This is a genomic window from Planktothrix prolifica NIVA-CYA 540 (assembly GCF_963864145.1).
Lineage (GTDB): Bacteria > Cyanobacteriota > Cyanobacteriia > Cyanobacteriales > Microcoleaceae > Planktothrix > Planktothrix agardhii.
This window is the reverse complement of record NZ_CAWLTW010000001.1, coordinates 828,667-845,652: the sequence shown is the minus strand read 5'-3', so window position 1 is coordinate 845,652 and position 16,986 is coordinate 828,667. Positions and strand designations below refer to the sequence as shown.

Below are 16,986 nucleotides of genomic sequence, written 5' to 3'. Positions count from 1 at the left end.
TTTGAAAATGGATCGAATTTAAGATATAATAATCTATACCGTTTTTAACTCATTAATCCCTAATAAACTCATGAACCTTGATGACCTGCTGAAAAGTTATCGTCAAGAAATTTTAAGGATTGCGGCTCAATATGGAGCCTATAATATCCGAATTTTTGGATCTGTGGCTAGAAATGAAGCAGATTCCAATAGTGATGTAGATTTTTTAGTTGAGCTTGAACCCGGAAGAAGTCTTTTTGATTTAGGTGGACTCCTGATGGACTTACAAAATTTATTAGGGTGTCCAGTTGATGTTGTTACAGAAAAAGGTTTAAAAAAACGCATTCGTCAACAAGTATTAAAAGAGGCAATTTCCTTATGAGAAGTGATTCCGAAATATAGATTTTAAGCTCACCTTTAAGAATCAATGTTATTGTTTCCACAACTTCACCGTCCGGTCATAACTTCCCGTTGCTAACCATTGACCATCCCCACTAAACGCCACCGTAAAAACATCACTTTCATGGGCTTTAATTGTTTCTAATAATATCCCTTTTTGTACATCCCAAATATCAATTATTCCCTGTCCTCCTCCACTCACTAAAAACCGATTATCTGGACTAAAAATAATATTAAATATCTCTTGATCATCGGCTCTTAATGTTCTTAATAAACCCCATTTTTCCTGTTGCTTTTGCCATATTCTAATCATGCCATTTTTAGACGCCGAAGCCAATAATTGACCATTTAAACTAAACGCCACACTTCTCACCCAGTCCCCATGACCTGTTAAACTTTGGACTTCCTTTGCTGTGTTCAAATCCCAAATTTTTACCGTTTGATCTCGACTCCCACTTGCTAACTTTTGACTATCCAAACTAAACGCCACACTATAAACTCGATCCTGATGACCTGTTAAGGTAAACCCCCGTTTTCCCTTATTCATATTCCAAATTTCAATACTTTTATCTCGACTTCCACTAGCTAATAATTGACCATTGGGACTAAAGGCTACCCCTTCCACCCCGTCTTGATGACCCGTGAGGGTGTACCACCTTTTACCCTTGGTCATATCCCAAATTTCAATGGTTTGATCCCGACTCCCACTCGCCAAAGTCTTGCTATCAGGACTAAAAGCAATAGTCGTGATCCAATTACTATGACCAACCAAGGTATACCACCGTTTCCCAGAGTCCAGCCGCCAAATTTCAATCGTCTGATCCTGACTCCCACTCGCCAAAGTCTGGCCATCGGGACTGAAAGCCACTCCGGTGATGGCGTTGCGATGACCACTGAGGGTATGGACACACTTCCAAGAGGGCGCTTGCAACGGTTGAACACGCTGCTGTTGGGGGGGTGTAGGTTGTTGGATGGTGCGGGGGGGTAAGGTCTGGGAGGACGATGGAATGGGAGTTCTAACGGTTTGGGGTGCGGGAGTTGGGGGGGATGGGGTTTGTAAATGGCGGGCGATCGCTGGAGGTATGCCACTCGGATGTAGATCTTTTAGGACTTTTAAGGCAGAATCATAACGTTGACTGGGTAATACTGCTAACATTTTATCTAAGATTTTTCCTAATTCTGAATTCACATAATTTTGTTTTAAATAATCTCGCCAAATCCACCGATCCTCATGAATATCATATAAATCAAAAGGAGAAATTTGCGTCATTAAATAAATACAAGTTACCCCCAAACTATAAATATCACTACTATAAATTGCCTGTCCTCTGGTTTGTTCGGGAGCGACATATTCGGGACTACCAATTACTGTTCCCATGATTGGAACTTGACTATCGCTAACAACTTTTGCCGCCCCAAAATCTACTAATACTAACTGACCTTGAGGTTGAGAACTCCCAGGAACATTTTGAGGCGAAGATTGACCGCGAAATTGTTGCAAAACTTCGGGACGAACTAATGGCAATTGTGCTGATAAAGATCCCTCTCTAAGAATAATATTAGCGGGTTTAATATCTCGGTGAATTACCCGATGATGATGAATAAATTGTAAAACAGGTAATAAGTCATCTAAGACTTGAGAAATTTGGGCTTGATTAAATACTCCTTGATGTAAAAGTTCTTCTTCTAAATTCGGCCCGTTAATAAATTCTTGGACTAAATATTGATGATTGTCTTGTTCAAAATGGGCTAATAATTCAGGAATTTGCGGGTGTTTTCCTAACTCATCTAATCTTTCTGCTTCACGATGAAATAACTCAATTGCTTTTTGGGAATTTCCCTGCATTTGGGGATGAAATTGTTTAATCACACAAGCAGGGCGGGAGGGTTTATCTTCATCCACTGCTAAAAAGGTTTTACCAAACCCTCCATGACCAATCACTTTAACAGCGCGATACCGTTCTCTCAACAATAATTTTGCCCCACAGGTTAAGCAAAATTTAGCCTCTGGGGTGTTCTGGGGTTGCGGACATTGGGGATTTAAGCAATAACTCATGATGATATAACTCAAACTAGCCTGAGTTTATTTTAGTCTAAGATAACCTGAAGAAACCATTTTTCTTAGAAACCCTGTTTACAGGAATTGTTATACTATAAAAAATTAATTTCGTTGTTGCGCTTTAGCGCTCCTACTCTTGGCGCTGAAGCGCAACAACAGAATGCGCTGAAGTGCGACAACAGAATGCGCTGAAGCGCAACAACAGAATGCGCTGAAGCGCAACAACAGAATGCGCTGAAGCGCAACAACAGAATGCGCTGAAGCGCAACAACAGAATGCGCTGAAGCGCAACAACAGAATGCGCTGAAGCGCAACAACAGAATGCGCTGAAGCGCAACAACGAACTGTTTTCTTATTGTTGCTTTATCAAATGATCGATGGTGAATATATGGTAAATTTATTTAGAGAAAATGATAGAATAGAATCGGCCATATTCCCCGAATTAAATTTAACCCCAACACAAATTTTTCAGTTATAATTCCCCGTAGAGACGAGCCACGGCGCGTCTCTCTTTCTCTTGATTTCTCAAAATAATAAAAAATTATCTAGCAATTTGACTCATATAATCTCGCCATAATTGAGCCGCATTTGCACTACTTCCATTGGTGGGAGAATTATCATCATTACCTAACCAAATTCCCGTGGCTAATTTAGAATCAGGAAGATAACCAATAAACCACAAATCAACATTATCATTTGTCGTTCCGGTTTTACCCGCTTCTCCTAAACCAATATAGGCACTTTGACCCGTACCCCGACGAACTGCTCCTTGCAACAAAGTTGTCATGGTTTCCGCAACAGAAGCCGATAAAACTGAAGGAATTGTTGGATTTTGTTGATCATAAGCATAAATCACCCGACAGGTATTAATATCATTAAAATCCGTACAATCACTACTATCTAAAATCCGTCTAATTGCATGGGGAGAATGACGTAAACCATTATTAGCAACGGTGCTATAAGATCCCGTAATTTCTAATAGATTTACCTCACTTTGACCGATAACTAAACCTGGAACTGGATCAAGTTTTGACTTAATTCCTAAGCGTTTTGCCATGTCAATAATTCGATCTAATCCAACATCTTGAGCAATTCTCAGGGCGATCACATTTTCTGATAATGCTAACCCTCTATACATATCCAGATCATCCCCACTGCGTTCACACCCTTGATAACTTTGTCCTTTCCAATTTAATGGTTCACAGGAATAGATTTGACCCGGAGGAATACCCTGAGCTAGTGCGGCTAAATAGGTAAATAATTTAAACGTTGATCCCGGTTGACGTTGAGCTTGGGTAACACGGTTAAATTGACTTTCTTTATAATCTACACCCCCCGCCATTGCCAAAATTTCCCCGTTATTAGAATCTAATGTTACCAGACCTCCTTGAGAAAATCCATTAGTTGCTCCTGTGGTCTGAATCGAACTTTTTAGGGAAGATTCTGCAATGGTTTGCATCGAAGGAGTTAATGCCGTTTCTACGATAAAATTTCCTTCTCTGGCTAATTGTTCCCCTAATAATTGCTGCAATTCAGCAAAAATATAATCATAAAAATAGGGAGCAATGGTACTTTCTAAAAACTCCTGAGCTTTAGGATTAATTTCAATCCGAGAACGACGAGCGCGATCGGCTTCATCTTCACTCACCATACCCAGTTCTAACATCCGACTAATCACCCGATCGCGATACTGCACCGCTAATTGATAATTTTGAATCGGATTAAAACTATTGGGTGCGGGTAAAATTCCTACTAATGTTGCTGCTTCTGAAAGGTTTAAATCCTTGGCAGATTTGTTAAAATAGAATTTAGCTGCATCTTCAAAACCATATAAATTAATTCCTAAATAAACCCGATTCAAATAGGTTTTTAGAAGTTTATTTTTTCCATAAACTGCTTCTAATTTTAGGGCCACAACCGCTTCCCTAAATTTACGCCCAGCAGAATCCTCCGTACCGACATAATCCCGATATAAACTCCGGGCTAACTGTTGAGAAAGGGTACTTCCCCCTTCTCGAATTTCCCCATCCCTAACATTGGTTAATAGGGCGCGTAATGTGCCAAAGGGATCAATTCCCAAATGCCAATAAAACCGAGCATCCTCAGAGGCGACAACGGCTTTGGGTAAATAGGGGCCAAAATCCGATAACTTATCTGCTTCTAAATGGGCGATGGTATTAGCTTCTCGCAGGGGACGGCCATCGGCGGCATGAATAATAACTGGCCCGGTTACGGTTTTCGGTAGGGGATCAACTTCAAATTTCTGCGACTCAAATAGTACCACAATGCCCACGGCGGCGCTTAAACCACAGATTCCATAAAATCCATAACGGAGGGTTTGAAGATACCAAGGAGGCGGATTTCGATATTCTACCCGGGAAACCGAGGCCAATTCTGGTGGCCCCAAGGTGAAACTATCTCCATGTCGCAACGGAAGTACCTTAATCCGTCGCCGTCCCCAATATAAGCCATTTGTGGAGTCTTCATCCTGAATCATAAACCCGGTACGACCCGAAAATAATCCCATCCGTTTGGGATCTCGGACAACACTGACATGAATTGTGCTAACTAGGGGGTTTCGGACTACGATATCGCAGGTTCGGGATGAACGTCCAACAACATAGCGATCGCCTAATAGGGGATAAACTTCGGCTTTGTTAGTATCGGCTTGATGTACTATTAGTTCTGGGACTTTAGCATTAGGTTTCAAGATCAGCCGGGAAAAATTAACTTTAGCGTGAAGCGTCTGGACAACCTGTGTGATTGTGTTCAGGAGAGTTTGGGGTTTCTGAGGGGGCAAGGGGGTGGACATTTTCAGCACTCAGACTTGCATTAGTATGTATTTATTGTACCGTCTTGTTTCAGGACTCAGGTTTTAATTGTGTGAATGTTGCAATAATTAAAAACCAGATTCCAATATTAATCGAAATATCTGCCAAATTGAATATGGGAAAATTAATTAGGCGAAAATCTAGGAAATCTACAACATGACCGGAAATAAACCGATCAATTCCATTCCCTAGGGCACCTCCTAGGATTAAACCATATCCGATCTGTTCCCAACGGTGCTGACGGGGGCCAAACCAAGCCATTGCCATTAGTCCTAGACTCACTAACAAAGATAACCAACGCAACCACAAGATACCCCCATTACTAAATAAACTAAAGGCTGCTCCTGTATTTGTAACATAGGTCAGGTGAAATACACTATGCCAAAGGGGTAAAGTTTCTCCTGGTTCAAAATTTTGCACCACCCACAATTTAGTTAGGTGATCCATAATTAAACTCACCAGAGCAACTATCCAAAAATTCCAATTCTTCTTAAATCGCATAAATTAGGGAATAGGGAATAGGGTAATGGGTAATGGGTAATGGGTTTTGGGTAATATCAATCAACGGTCAACAAACTACTTCAATAAAATAGTAATCCTCTTAAAAGATAAGATAAAACAGCTACCGCACAACTGACCGCTAATTGTCCGGGGAAAGGTTGGATAGAATATTTTTCCACCGCATCTCCAAGAATAATTCCTTGGGTAGCAACGCCATTAAAAACATGACTTAAACTTAAATAAATTAACCCTACACTGTGAACGGTAAGTAATCCACATAAACAACTAAAGGCTAATAATTCTAATTTAGGTAACGCTTTAAACGCTAAAAAACCACAGACCCATCCCCCAGGAATAAACCCTAATAAGTATCCAAAGGTAGGCTGTTTTAAATAATCTATTCCTCCGCCTTCTGAAAAAATGGGTAATAGAGTTAATCCCAAAGCCAGATAAGCAATTTGGGACATGGCGGCGGCATTTTTCCCTCCTAAACAACCCACTAACAAAACTGCCCCAATTTGATAGGTAACACCCAAAGAGTGAACTGCAACATTTTCTTGTTGCCAAAGCCAAGAGGGACTGGTGACAAAGGCTTCTAAAAAAGTACCACCAATCGTTAATAAAACACCAATAATTGCCCAGAAAAAATCAGAGGTCGTTGTCACAATAGGGAAATATTAACCATTAGGAAAAATTAGGAATAGTAGCTTCACCCCCTTCAAGTCCCAAGGATTTTAACATCGCCTGATCCTGTTCGGGAGCTTGACCTAAAGTGGTTAAATAATTACCAATTAACATGGCATTAATTCCCGATCTTAACCCCTTTCCTTGCAATTCTCCCATGATCGCTTCCCGTCCTCCAGCATAGCGGAGAATTTGAGTTGGAAGAATTAAACGAAAAATTGCGATCGCTTTTAAGGCTTCATAGGGATCTAGTTTAGATTGTTCGGATAGAGGAGTTCCCGAGCGTGGGTTTAATAAATTAATTGGCACAGACTCCACCTCTAATTCCTGTAACGAGAAGGCCAAATCTATCCGATCTTCCCAAGTTTCTCCCATGCCAATAATCCCCCCGGTACAGGCTTGAATTCCCGCCGCTTTCAGGTTTTTAACGGTTTGTACCCGATCTTCCCAGGTATGGGTAGTTACGACTTGCGGATAAAAGGCTTTTGAGGCTTCTAAATTATGGTTATAGCGAGTAACTCCCGCCTCAGCTAAAGCCTGAGCTTGTTCTAAGGTTAATTCCCCTAAAGCACAACAGGGTTTAACGTTTGTTTCTTGAATAATTCGTTTAACCGTGGCTAAAATCTGTTCAAATTCGGAGGATTTCGGACTATTATATTTAATCCCTCGTCCTTGAGAAACTAAACAAAACCTGGCGGCTCCAGCGGCTTCTGCGGATGCGGCATGGTCTAAAATTTCATCACTAGACTTTAATCCATACACCGGAGAGGCTTCCCCCGGATGATGAACAGATTGAGAACAAAAACCGCAGTTTTCTGAACAATTCCCCGATTTAATATTAATAATACTACAGAGATCAACGGTATTACCACAGCAAGATTGACGAACTTGATCGGCAGCTTGACAGAGTAATAAAATTTGTTCTTGATCTTCAATCTGGGTTAGAACTAAGGCAACTTCTCGACTAATGCGATCGCCAGATATAATTCTTTCAACTAATTTATTTAGCCAGATTTGTAGGTCTTCTAGGGTTTCCCAATTTTGAGGAACTTCCAATGGGGAATCACTCAACGAAGACAAACTATTAAGAGCGGGTCGTGCTGGAACTACATTGATCATGCCAGAATTGCCAGTTATTAAAATGATTGTTGACGGTTAAGAGTTATAGCGGGGAGTTATGAATTACGAATTACGAATGGGTAATGGGTAATCGGTAATGGGTAATATTTGATTTCCCCTACTCCCCCTGCTTCCCCTATTCCTGGGTTATTTTACCATCAATGGCATCGGGGCAATCCTTAACCCTCCCTTAACCCTAACTTGTTATGGAGACGATATTCTTTACCGTATTGACCCTAACAAAATACTGATTTTTTTAGTTATGCCGTTTTCTTTGAATTCTATTCGTTCTTCCAGTCGATTTGTAGCTAGATTTTCCGTCTTAGCCTTGAGTTTGAGTTTAGCCGCCTGCGGTGGCAGTAATACTACAACTAGCACGGCTCCAAATGCAACACCAGGGACAGAAGGAGCGGCTAATAATACCCCCGCCCCCAGTCCAGCCCAACTCGTTGCGTTAGAACAACCTGTGGCATTAATCGGTGCGGGGGCTTCATTCCCGGCTCCTTTATATCAACGCTGGGCTAGTGATATTAGTAGCGGCACCAAAAATCTACAAATTGATTATCAATCCGTGGGTAGTGGTGCTGGGGTAGAACGTTTTGTACAAGGGTTAGTTCAATTTGGCGCCAGTGATGTCGCTATGACCGATGAAGAAATTGCTAAAGTCCCCAACGGCGTTTTATTATTACCCATGACCGCCGGAAGTATTGTTTTAGCTTATAATGTCCCCGATGTAGCAGAAGTCAAATTATCCCAACAAAACCTAATTGATATCTTTTTAGGTAAAATTACTAATTGGAATGATCCAGCCCTAGCCACAGATAATCCGGGTGTCACCTTCCCTGACTTACCGATTCAAGTGATTTATCGTTCCGATGGTAGCGGAACCACCGGAGTTTTCACTAAAAATTTAAGTGCAATGAGTGAAGACTGGAAAAATAGTGTTGGCGAGGGTAAAACCGTTCAGTGGCCCGTAGGAATTGGTGGTAAGGGCAATGAAGGGGTGACGGCCCAAATCACTCAAACTCCTGGTGCGATTGGTTATGTTGAATATGGTTTTGCCAAAGGTGCTAACTTAAAAACGGCCTCTTTGCAAAATAAAGCGGGCAGTTTTGTCAAAGCTACCGATGAATCCGCCGCCAAAACCCTTGAATCCGTAGAATTACCCGAAAATTTACGCGCTTTTATTACTAATCCTGAAGGAGCCGAATCCTATCCGATTGTCACCTACTCTTGGATTATGGCTTATCAAAAGTACGATAAACCAGAAACAGCTAAATCCGTTGAAGCCATGATTCAATATGGACTCACTGAAGGTCAAAAAGTCAGTCCCCAACTGGGTTATATTCCCCTACCTGCTGCGGTAGTCAAAAAAGTAGCAGCAAAAGCGGATCAAATCAGCCCAGACTTTACAATTAAAGTTGAGTAATCGGGTAAATTCCTGCACAGGATGAACCAGGCTTAGTTAATACTCAACTTGACATTTGTAAGTTGTAAACAGACGGGCAGGATGGCATTTGAAGTATTTAAACCTGTTGAGGTTCGACTTGAAATTGCCTCCTTGCCCTATTCAGTTTGGGGTTGTTATCTTTTCAAAAATGATAATCAAGGTTATTTATTTCCATTAATCCTGTATAATTTTCAATGTATGGTTGTACCCAATCAGAATGTAACAGCAATTCCGCAATCTCGTTCCCCGATCGAAAAAAAACTTGATCAAGGTTTTGTTTGGTTAACCCAAATTTTTGCCTGGGGGATTGTTGTCGTCTTATTATTACTGGGTTTTCCCATCGCTCAACAAGCAATTCCCGCCATTCAACAGTTTGGATTGGGGTTTTTATTCGGTAGTGATTGGAACCCGGTTGCTAATCAATATGGCGCGTTTCCCATGATTGCTGGGACGTTGATGAGTTCATTAATTGCCCTATTATTTGCAGTACCTTTAGGTGTGGGAACCGCAATTTTCCTCAGTGAAGATTTTATTCCTCCCTCGATTCGCACCGCCTTAACCTTTCTGGTAGAATTGTTAGCCGCCATTCCCAGTGTGGTTTATGGTCTTTTGGGAATTTTTGTATTAATTCCTTTTTTAAGACCTTTTGGGATGTTCATGTATAAAAATTTCGGCTGGATTCCTTTATTTAGTACCCCTCCTGGGGGGCCGGGATTATTTCCCGCCGGGGTGATTTTAGCGATTATGACTCTGCCAATTATTACGGCAATTTCTAGGGATTCCTTAGCCAGTTTACCTCCTGATTTACGTCAAGCTTCTTTAGGTTTAGGGGCGACTCGGTGGGTGACAATTTTTAGAGTTTTAATTCCGGCCGCTTTTTCTGGAATTGTGGGCGGAATTATGTTAGGACTGGGGCGGGCTATGGGAGAAACTATGGCAGCTACAATGATTATTGGTAACTCTAATAATCTCAGACCTTCCATATTTGCTCCGGCGAATACTATTGCTTCTTTGATGGCTAATCAATTCCCTGAAGCTTCGGGTTTACAGGTTTCGGCTTTGATGTATGCGGGCTTAGTTTTATTTGCCCTCACCCTGTTGGTGAATATTGCGGCGGAGTGGATTGTTAATCAAGTTAAAGCTAAATATCAATAATCTGCATCAGGAGTAATTAATCCTGTTAGAAGAATCTGATCAGCTTGAAAAATTTAGTATTTTTTCTGTATGTCAAATCTAACAAAAGATCCGAATTATTCTGAAGGCAATAACTTTAGTTTAATTCGTAATCCTAGAAGTTCCAGGGATATTTTTGAATTGTTAATGACGGGGATTGCATCGGCTTGTATTGTGATTACCTTGATACCGCTTGTGGCGGTTTTGTCTTATATTTTTATCAAGGGGTCTGCCCGTTTAAATTTAGATTTATTCACCAAACTGCCCCCATCTGCGGGACAAACCACTGGAGGCATTGCCAGCGCGATTCTAGGAACAATTCAAGTCGTTTCTATTGCCACTTTAATTGCGGTTCCCTTTGGGATTCTAGCAGCTATTTTCCTCTCTGAATTTGGGGGAAATGGTCAAGTTGTACGGTGGATTCGATTTACTACTAATGTTTTAAGTGGTGTTCCTTCTATTATTGCGGGGGTATTTGCTTATAGTTTTATTGTGTTGAAAATGGGGTCGTTTTCAGTCCTGGCGGGGGCAATTGCCCTCTCGGTTTTGATGTTACCCACGATTATTCGTACCGCCGATGAAGCCTTACAAATTGTTCCCCAGGAAATTCGCTGGGCTTCGGTGGGGGTAGGTGCTTCTAATTATCAAACGGTGTTACAAGTAGTGCTTCCTGCCTGCTTACCTGCGATTTTAACCGGAGTTACCTTAGCCGTCGCCAGGGCAGCCGGAGAAACTGCACCTCTATTATTTACAGTTGTTTATACTAATAACTGGCCGGGAGGAATATTTTCTCAAACTCTCCCATCCCTAGCCTATTTGGTTTTTGAATTTGCTAGAGGATTTGATCAAGTTTTACAGGAATTTGCCTGGGCTGCGTCTTTGGTAATTGTGGTTTTAGTTTTATTAACTAGCATAATTGCTCGTTGGGCAACTCGGCAAAAACAGTTTTAAGTCTGAGCTTTCCAGCTGGGAATTTTTATTCCTGGGTTAGTTGGTTCTGTTTAACTTGAATCTGTATCTAACGATCATCATAATTTAGTATTAATTAAATAAAATACTCTATTTTGATGTTGATTTTTTTGATATTGTATACTATCAGGAGTTAATTTTTATGTCCGATACCCATGACCATCATTCTACCCAGACGGAAACGGTAATCCAAACCGAAAATATTGATATATATTATGGGGATTTTAAGGCCGTTAGGGGTGTTTGTTTAGAAATTCCTAAAAATAGAATCACCGCTTTTATTGGGCCGTCAGGTTGCGGGAAAAGTACAATTCTGCGCTGTTTTAATCGTCTCAATGATTTAGTTCAAGGATTCAAACTGAAAGGTAATATTTTCTATCATAATCAAAATCTGTATGCACCTAATGTTGATCCCGTAGAAGTTCGTCGCCGCATTGGGATGGTATTCCAAAAACCTAACCCTTTTCCTAAGTCAATTTATGATAATATTGCCTACGGAGTCCGGGTGAATAAATTAGCCAAAAATAAAGCCGAATTAGATGAAATTGTCGAAAAATCCCTGCGTCAAGCGGTGTTATGGGATGAGGTTAAAGATAAACTGGGTCAAAGTGGTTTTGCCCTATCTGGAGGTCAACAACAACGGCTTTGTATTGCTAGGGCGATCGCGATTAATCCTGATGTAGTATTAATGGATGAACCCTGTGCTTCCCTTGACCCGATTTCGACTTTATCGGTAGAGGAATTACTCCACGAACTCAAACAAAAGTACACCATTATTATTGTCACCCACAATATGCAGCAAGCCACAAGGGTTGCCGATATGACAGCATTTTTTAATGCCAAAGCTATTGAAGGTGGCAAACGTTTTGGCTATTTGGTGGAGTATAACGATACCCAAAGTATTTTCCAAAACCCCAAAGAAGAATCCACTCAACAATATGTGAGTGGTCGCTTTGGTTAATCAGATTACGAATAGAGACGCGCCGTGGCACGTCTCTACGTTGATTATGGGTTTTTGATCCATTGACGCAGGAGATTATCTTTAACCATACTCTGGCGTAATACTTCGAGTAGGTAGTCTTGGGCTTGTTCTAAATTTAAGTTTTTGACTTGTTCGCGTAGAATTTGTAACTTGAATTGTTGTTCAAGACTGAGGTTTGCAGGCGTTTTCATGTTCACTCCTCTAACTGAGTTGTACAAATCACGAAGATTGGGACTGACTAAGTTGATCTATATCACACTGAATGTAAACTATCGTAATAAGTTCTTGACAATCTGTCCATAATGCACAATTTGAAACTAATCTCTGTTACAGAAATTTAAAATGGACTCAGAATCGCTTTATCATAAAGGGTGAAACCAAGAAAGATCAGTGATTAAAGGGATTTTAACTGTGATGGATGCAATAGAATTTTTTCGGAAAAGTGCTGGAACATGGCGATCGCAACGGACAACCCACCATTTAGCCTTCAGACAAGCTGAGAAAGGCTTTTCAGATATTCAAGTCACCAGCCTAGATGCAGACGACCCTAGAGTGATCGAAATTTGTCAGATGCACAATGTTGACCCCAGTTTATCCGCCGGGGGAGCGTATGTTACTTGGGCGGGGGAAATGGCCTGGGATAAGGACGATGAAAACCACAAGGGAGAAACGGTATTTGCTATTGTTCCTGACCCAGAAAATCCCCGTAAAGGTCAAATGTTGCGAGAACGGGGTTATGCGGAAATTATGCCCGTTGCGGGTCAATTTGAGATGGATGAGAACGATGCTTTAATTTTAATTACTGAATATGAAACCATGAGTGCGATTGAGCGTTTCTGGTTTATGGGTTCGGATATTCGGATGCGAACCAGTGCGGTTAAACGGTTTGGTGGGTTCAATACCTCCACCTTTTGTACGGAAATTCGGGTTAATCCTGATACTGAAACCGTATCGGAATCTACCCCAGAGGATAGTCAGTTTTATTCAGCTTTTGGCTGGTAATTTCTACGTTGGGTGGGTACAAATCCCTAACTCACCTAATCTTTACGGGACTCAAGCAAGCACCCCATATATATCGTGCTTGCTTAAGTCCTGTTTTATCAGAAAATTCTTAACAGCTTAAGGTTTAACCTCTACAGGGTCAGTTGAGGTTTCAGTAACTTCAGGTTCTTGGAGAAGTAAGCGTTGTTTTTCCCGAAATTGAGTCGCCGCATCTTGAATATTTTGGCGTTGTTTATTTCCTACCGCTTCATAATCAACATTAAATCTCCCTAACCGAGAATTATGAATAATATCTAACATTGTTCTCCCACTATTTTCACCACTCAGGGGGTCTGGGTTATCAGAACGTTGAAATTGTTGTAAAGGGGTAGCGGAAGTGGATTGAGCTAGACTGGCTGAAGTGAACCCAAAAACTCCCATCCCAGCAGCTAAAAAAGTACAAGAGAAGATGCCCAGAGCCGATTTTAATTGCTTAAATTGCATGATCACAACCTCACGATTTCAAAAATAACTATAAAAACTTAGATTCCCATATTATAGCTACATTTTCTGAAAATTCAACATAAATATTCCCCCCTAACATTGGTGAACAGTTGGGGGGATTAATAGGCATAAAGTTTTTCTAAAGTTGATGGGTTTGTTTAAGCAAAACGACGCTTTAATAAAGGCTGAATCGATAATAAAGCCAAGGTTGCAAACCCTATTAATACTAACAACGCACCGCCAAAAGTAATCGTAGCAAAGGGGGCTTCCATGACCACACTATTGAATGCCCAATCTTGATTGAGGTATAAATAACGAATGGGTTCAATCGCATAACTTAGGGGATTCAGACAAACCACCACCTGTAACCAATTTGGCATAAAAGATAAAGGAGCGAGGGCGGTACTGGCAAATAAAAGCGGTAAATTGGTGACAAAAATTACCGCAATTAATTCAATATGACCGGGTAAGGCAAAAGCTAATCCTAGACTTAAACCTGTTACTCCCAAAACTAATAGAAACACAATCAGGGTAATGATACTTAATCCGGTAATTCCGGGTAATCCTGCCCCTAAAAATGCTCCGGCGGTAATAATAACAGAGGTTTGAATTAAACTCAGAGTAACTATATAAATTGCCGAGGCTAAAACAATCGAAAATCGAGAGACTAAAGGAGCGACCAATAACCGATTTAGAAAGCCAAATTCTCGATCAAACATAATTGGTAATCCGGCATTTAAGGCCCCGGCAAATGCTGTGAAAACAATAATTCCCGCAGCTAAAAACTGAGCATAATTCAGAGTTCCGCCAAACAATCCTTTGGGGGCATTTTGAAATAATGCTCCAAATAAAATTAACCACATTAAGGGTTGAATAATCCCCGCAATTAAGGTGGAAGGACGACGTTTTAATTGAATAAACAATCTCCGGGTTAAGGCCATTGTTTCTTGGATAAATTCCCCGACTAAATTTGGTTGCTGATCAGCCGTTTGATTCGGGGTTAAAATTTTAACAGAGGTTGTTGAACTACTCATGATTATTAAGGTTTTGACAATTAACGATATCGGTAACAGTTTGTTTGATTAGATTGTACAAAAAATTAGGAAATCTGGCTAAGAGCGCATACTTTTCTTTTTCTCAGCTTTCAAATCTCGATTACTAGAAGCCGCAATTTCAGCATCGAGTAAGGTTCGACCCGTGGCTGCTAAATAAACATCATCTAAACTTGGGCGAGATTGGGCAATCCCAAAGGTGGGTAAACCCGCATCTTTTAACGCCTGTTGAATCGTAAATAAGGCATCACTTTGAGTTTTAACTACTAAATTTAAAGAATTACCTTGAGCCGGATTAATAATAATTTCCTGTACAAAAGGCAAAGATTGTAATAGGGATTTGGCTGTTTCTGCTTCTTCAACCGGGGAAAATTCTCTAATTCTGAGGGTAATGCGATCGCCTCCGAGTTGATTTTTTAAAGCAGAAGGTGTACCCAAAGCAATCACTAATCCTTGGTCAATAATTGCCACCCGGTCGGCTAAAGCATCCACTTCCTCTAAATAGTGGCTTGTAATTAAAACCGTTGTGCCATTTTCTCTTAATTGACGCAGAAAATCCCAGACCACGACCCGACTTTCAATATCTAATCCCACGGTAGGTTCATCTAATACTAATAAATCCGGTTGATGGAGTAAACCCAAAGCTAAATCTAAACGTTTGCGAATACCCCCGGAATAGGTTCCAGTTTTTTGATCAATCCAATCTTGTAATCCTAATAAATTTGTAACTTGATTAATTCGTTCGGCAATATTAGGCCGAGGAATATGATAGAGAGCAGCCTGTAATTGCAATAACTCTCGCCCGGTTAAGACCTTATCTAAGGCGACCTCCTGGGCTACATAACCGAGGCGTTGACGAACAAGTCTGGGTTGATCAACCACAGAAATACCAGAAACCTCTAAACGCCCAGCATCGGGAGTAATTAAGGTACACAACGCCCTTAAAATTGTGGTTTTTCCGGCTCCATTGGGCCCTAGTAAACCAAAGATTTCCCCCGGTTGGACATCGAGAGACACATCTTTAATGGCGGGACAAGCACCATAGGATTTTTTCAGATTTTGGATCACAATAGCAGGAATCATATTATTAAACTTTGTGTCTTTGTGGTTAAACCATACTTTTTGCTAAAGCTGCTAACGGTAAACCCGGAGGATAAATTCCTTCTTCCTTAATTCGCCGAATATTTGCTTCTGGAATAGGAACTTTTAGATAGTTTGCCACTGATCTTACCACATCTCCGCGATCAATAATCCCGGCCACGGCGACCGCCGGAGATAATATTGTAATTCGACGCAATTCTTGGTCTTCCATCAGATTAATTACCTCCACTAATGAGGCTTTTTCCGAAACCGTAATCAGTGAATTCAGAGGTTGAACAATTTGATTTAAGGTTTGCTTCTCCCACTGACTGCGCTCAATCACGCGCAACGATTCTACAGAAACTAACCCCCGATAACGACCATTAGAAGATGCAAAATAAACGGGAATCGTTTCAACTCCAATTAAATATTCATCGGCGAATTGACGTAAACTTAAATCCGCATCCACAACTCGAAATTCTCTGGTCATGGTATCCCCCGCTTGAATATTAACCAAAGCTTCCTGTAGATCGGTGATTCGATTATAGGAAGCCGCATTTTGTAAAATAAACCAACCGATTAAAGCTATCCATAACCCGCCATAACTTCTGGCTAAAAAAACCGCAGATAAGCCTAAAGAAATCGCTAAAATTCCTAAAAACTGTCCCGTTTTCGCCGCCCAACGAACTCCGGTCAAACGATTTCCAGTAATTTTCCAAACCGTTGCTTTGAGCACCTGTCCCCCATCGAGGGGTAACCCAGGAATTAAATTAAATATCCCTAAAACTAAATTAATTCTGGCTAATTCCCCAACCACGGAATAAATTAAACTGGAATTGGGTAAGAGTTGGGTAACAAGATTCAGAATAAAAAATAAGCTAAAACTTACCAAGGGGCCAGCGATCGCTACTTGAAACGCTTGACCGGGGGTTTTTGATTCTTTATCAATAGCAGCCACTCCCCCAAACAAAAACAGAGTAATCGAGTTGACTCGAATTCCCTGGGATTGAGCCACCAAACTATGGCCCAGTTCATGTAACAATACCGAAGCAAACAATAAGAGTGCAATAGCAAACCCAGCAACCCAAGATAAAGTTTGCCCCCACTCCGCATAACTCTGGCGATTGGCGACTGTGAACAGCAAAACAATCACAAACCAAGAAGAATCAACAAAGAAGGGAATTCCAAATAACGATCCAATCCGCCAACCTGCTTGCATGAGA

General features: G+C 40.9%; 16 protein-coding genes. 6 read left to right on the top strand and 10 right to left on the bottom strand.

Features of this window, described 5'->3' with window-relative positions; translation table 11 throughout:
- Positions 1 to 70: 70 nt before the first annotated feature.
- Positions 71 to 361: a nucleotidyltransferase family protein gene (locus AC559H_RS03915; protein ID WP_026786999.1), complete on the top strand. Its 291-nt coding sequence runs from the start codon at positions 71 to 73 to the stop codon at positions 359 to 361.
- 48 nt (positions 362 to 409) lie between these two features.
- On the opposite strand, the gene AC559H_RS03910 is transcribed toward AC559H_RS03915, so the two are convergent.
- The 5 genes from AC559H_RS03910 to bioB form a co-directional block, all read right to left on the bottom strand.
- Complete coding sequence (locus AC559H_RS03910; protein WP_026793792.1) at positions 410 to 2,434, bottom strand: serine/threonine-protein kinase; 2,025 nt, start codon at positions 2,432 to 2,434, stop codon at positions 410 to 412.
- A 544-nt stretch (positions 2,435 to 2,978) separates the two neighbouring features.
- A complete protein-coding gene (locus AC559H_RS03905; protein ID WP_026793791.1) occupies positions 2,979 to 5,249 on the bottom strand; it encodes a transglycosylase domain-containing protein in 2,271 nt (756 codons plus the stop codon).
- 49 nt (positions 5,250 to 5,298) lie between these two features.
- Entirely contained in the window at positions 5,299 to 5,769 is a 471-nt protein-coding gene (gene lspA, locus AC559H_RS03900; protein ID WP_026787002.1) for a signal peptidase II, read from the bottom strand.
- A gap of 80 nt (positions 5,770 to 5,849) precedes the next feature.
- A complete protein-coding gene (locus AC559H_RS03895) occupies positions 5,850 to 6,434 on the bottom strand; it encodes a biotin transporter BioY (protein WP_087882178.1) in 585 nt (194 codons plus the stop codon).
- A gap of 19 nt (positions 6,435 to 6,453) precedes the next feature.
- Entirely contained in the window at positions 6,454 to 7,572 is a 1,119-nt protein-coding gene (bioB, locus tag AC559H_RS03890) for a biotin synthase BioB (protein WP_026793790.1), read from the bottom strand.
- A 262-nt stretch (positions 7,573 to 7,834) separates the two neighbouring features.
- On the opposite strand from bioB, the gene pstS reads away from it, so the two are divergent.
- The 4 genes from pstS to pstB all read left to right on the top strand — a co-directional run bounded on the left by pstS (position 7,835) and on the right by pstB (position 12,125).
- Entirely contained in the window at positions 7,835 to 9,001 is a 1,167-nt protein-coding gene (gene pstS, locus AC559H_RS03885) for a phosphate ABC transporter substrate-binding protein PstS (protein WP_026793789.1), read from the top strand.
- A gap of 219 nt (positions 9,002 to 9,220) precedes the next feature.
- Positions 9,221 to 10,177 (top strand): phosphate ABC transporter permease subunit PstC, encoded by a 957-nt coding sequence (gene pstC / locus AC559H_RS03880; protein WP_026793788.1) that lies wholly within the window; start codon positions 9,221 to 9,223, stop codon positions 10,175 to 10,177.
- A gap of 69 nt (positions 10,178 to 10,246) precedes the next feature.
- On the top strand, positions 10,247 to 11,146 hold the full coding sequence (gene pstA, locus AC559H_RS03875) for a phosphate ABC transporter permease PstA (protein WP_026793787.1): 900 nt from the start codon (positions 10,247 to 10,249) through the stop codon (positions 11,144 to 11,146).
- 160 nt (positions 11,147 to 11,306) lie between these two features.
- Positions 11,307 to 12,125 carry a phosphate ABC transporter ATP-binding protein PstB gene (pstB, locus tag AC559H_RS03870; RefSeq protein ID WP_026793786.1) on the top strand — a complete coding sequence of 273 codons (819 nt, stop codon included), beginning with the start codon at positions 11,307 to 11,309 and terminating at the stop codon, positions 12,123 to 12,125.
- A 44-nt stretch (positions 12,126 to 12,169) separates the two neighbouring features.
- On the opposite strand, the gene AC559H_RS03865 is transcribed toward pstB, so the two are convergent.
- Positions 12,170 to 12,337 (bottom strand): NblA/ycf18 family protein, encoded by a 168-nt coding sequence (locus tag AC559H_RS03865; protein ID WP_026787009.1) that lies wholly within the window; start codon positions 12,335 to 12,337, stop codon positions 12,170 to 12,172.
- Between the two features lie 223 nt (positions 12,338 to 12,560).
- On the opposite strand from AC559H_RS03865, the gene AC559H_RS03860 reads away from it, so the two are divergent.
- A complete protein-coding gene (locus tag AC559H_RS03860) occupies positions 12,561 to 13,148 on the top strand; it encodes a phycobiliprotein lyase (protein WP_026787010.1) in 588 nt (195 codons plus the stop codon).
- 117 nt (positions 13,149 to 13,265) lie between these two features.
- Here AC559H_RS03860 and AC559H_RS03855 read toward each other — a convergent pair whose 3' ends face one another.
- The 4 genes from AC559H_RS03855 to AC559H_RS03840 all read right to left on the bottom strand — a co-directional run bounded on the left by AC559H_RS03855 (position 13,266) and on the right by AC559H_RS03840 (position 16,982).
- Positions 13,266 to 13,631: a hypothetical protein gene (locus AC559H_RS03855; protein ID WP_051319439.1), complete on the bottom strand. Its 366-nt coding sequence runs from the start codon at positions 13,629 to 13,631 to the stop codon at positions 13,266 to 13,268.
- Between the two features lie 158 nt (positions 13,632 to 13,789).
- Positions 13,790 to 14,665 carry an ABC transporter permease gene (locus AC559H_RS03850; RefSeq protein ID WP_026787011.1) on the bottom strand — a complete coding sequence of 292 codons (876 nt, stop codon included), beginning with the start codon at positions 14,663 to 14,665 and terminating at the stop codon, positions 13,790 to 13,792.
- 78 nt (positions 14,666 to 14,743) lie between these two features.
- Positions 14,744 to 15,766, bottom strand: coding sequence for an ABC transporter ATP-binding protein (locus tag AC559H_RS03845; RefSeq protein WP_026787012.1), 1,023 nt, complete (start codon positions 15,764 to 15,766; stop codon positions 14,744 to 14,746).
- Between the two features lie 25 nt (positions 15,767 to 15,791).
- Positions 15,792 to 16,982: a site-2 protease family protein gene (locus AC559H_RS03840; protein WP_026793785.1), complete on the bottom strand. Its 1,191-nt coding sequence runs from the start codon at positions 16,980 to 16,982 to the stop codon at positions 15,792 to 15,794.
- Positions 16,983 to 16,986 lie beyond the last annotated feature (4 nt).

Excerpts from the sequence above, each read along its gene's own strand:
- AC559H_RS03905 (WP_026793791.1), bottom strand. The coding sequence starts at position 5,249 with ATGTCCACCCCCTTGCCCCCTCAGAAACCCCAAACTCTCCTGAACACA.
- pstS (WP_026793789.1), top strand. The coding sequence starts at position 7,835 with ATGCCGTTTTCTTTGAATTCTATTCGTTCTTCCAGTCGATTTGTAGCT.
- AC559H_RS03860 (WP_026787010.1), top strand. The coding sequence starts at position 12,561 with ATGGATGCAATAGAATTTTTTCGGAAAAGTGCTGGAACATGGCGATCG.
- AC559H_RS03845 (WP_026787012.1), bottom strand. The coding sequence starts at position 15,766 with ATGATTCCTGCTATTGTGATCCAAAATCTGAAAAAATCCTATGGTGCT.
- AC559H_RS03865 (WP_026787009.1), bottom strand. The coding sequence starts at position 12,337 with ATGAAAACGCCTGCAAACCTCAGTCTTGAACAACAATTCAAGTTACAA.
- AC559H_RS03910 (WP_026793792.1), bottom strand. The coding sequence starts at position 2,434 with ATGAGTTATTGCTTAAATCCCCAATGTCCGCAACCCCAGAACACCCCA.
- pstC (WP_026793788.1), top strand. The coding sequence starts at position 9,221 with ATGGTTGTACCCAATCAGAATGTAACAGCAATTCCGCAATCTCGTTCC.
- AC559H_RS03915 (WP_026786999.1), top strand. The coding sequence starts at position 71 with ATGAACCTTGATGACCTGCTGAAAAGTTATCGTCAAGAAATTTTAAGG.
- pstA (WP_026793787.1), top strand. The coding sequence starts at position 10,247 with ATGTCAAATCTAACAAAAGATCCGAATTATTCTGAAGGCAATAACTTT.
- lspA (WP_026787002.1), bottom strand. The coding sequence starts at position 5,769 with ATGCGATTTAAGAAGAATTGGAATTTTTGGATAGTTGCTCTGGTGAGT.
- pstB (WP_026793786.1), top strand. The coding sequence starts at position 11,307 with ATGTCCGATACCCATGACCATCATTCTACCCAGACGGAAACGGTAATC.
- AC559H_RS03850 (WP_026787011.1), bottom strand. The coding sequence starts at position 14,665 with ATGAGTAGTTCAACAACCTCTGTTAAAATTTTAACCCCGAATCAAACG.
- AC559H_RS03840 (WP_026793785.1), bottom strand. The coding sequence starts at position 16,982 with ATGCAAGCAGGTTGGCGGATTGGATCGTTATTTGGAATTCCCTTCTTT.
- bioB (WP_026793790.1), bottom strand. The coding sequence starts at position 7,572 with ATGATCAATGTAGTTCCAGCACGACCCGCTCTTAATAGTTTGTCTTCG.
- AC559H_RS03855 (WP_051319439.1), bottom strand. The coding sequence starts at position 13,631 with ATGCAATTTAAGCAATTAAAATCGGCTCTGGGCATCTTCTCTTGTACT.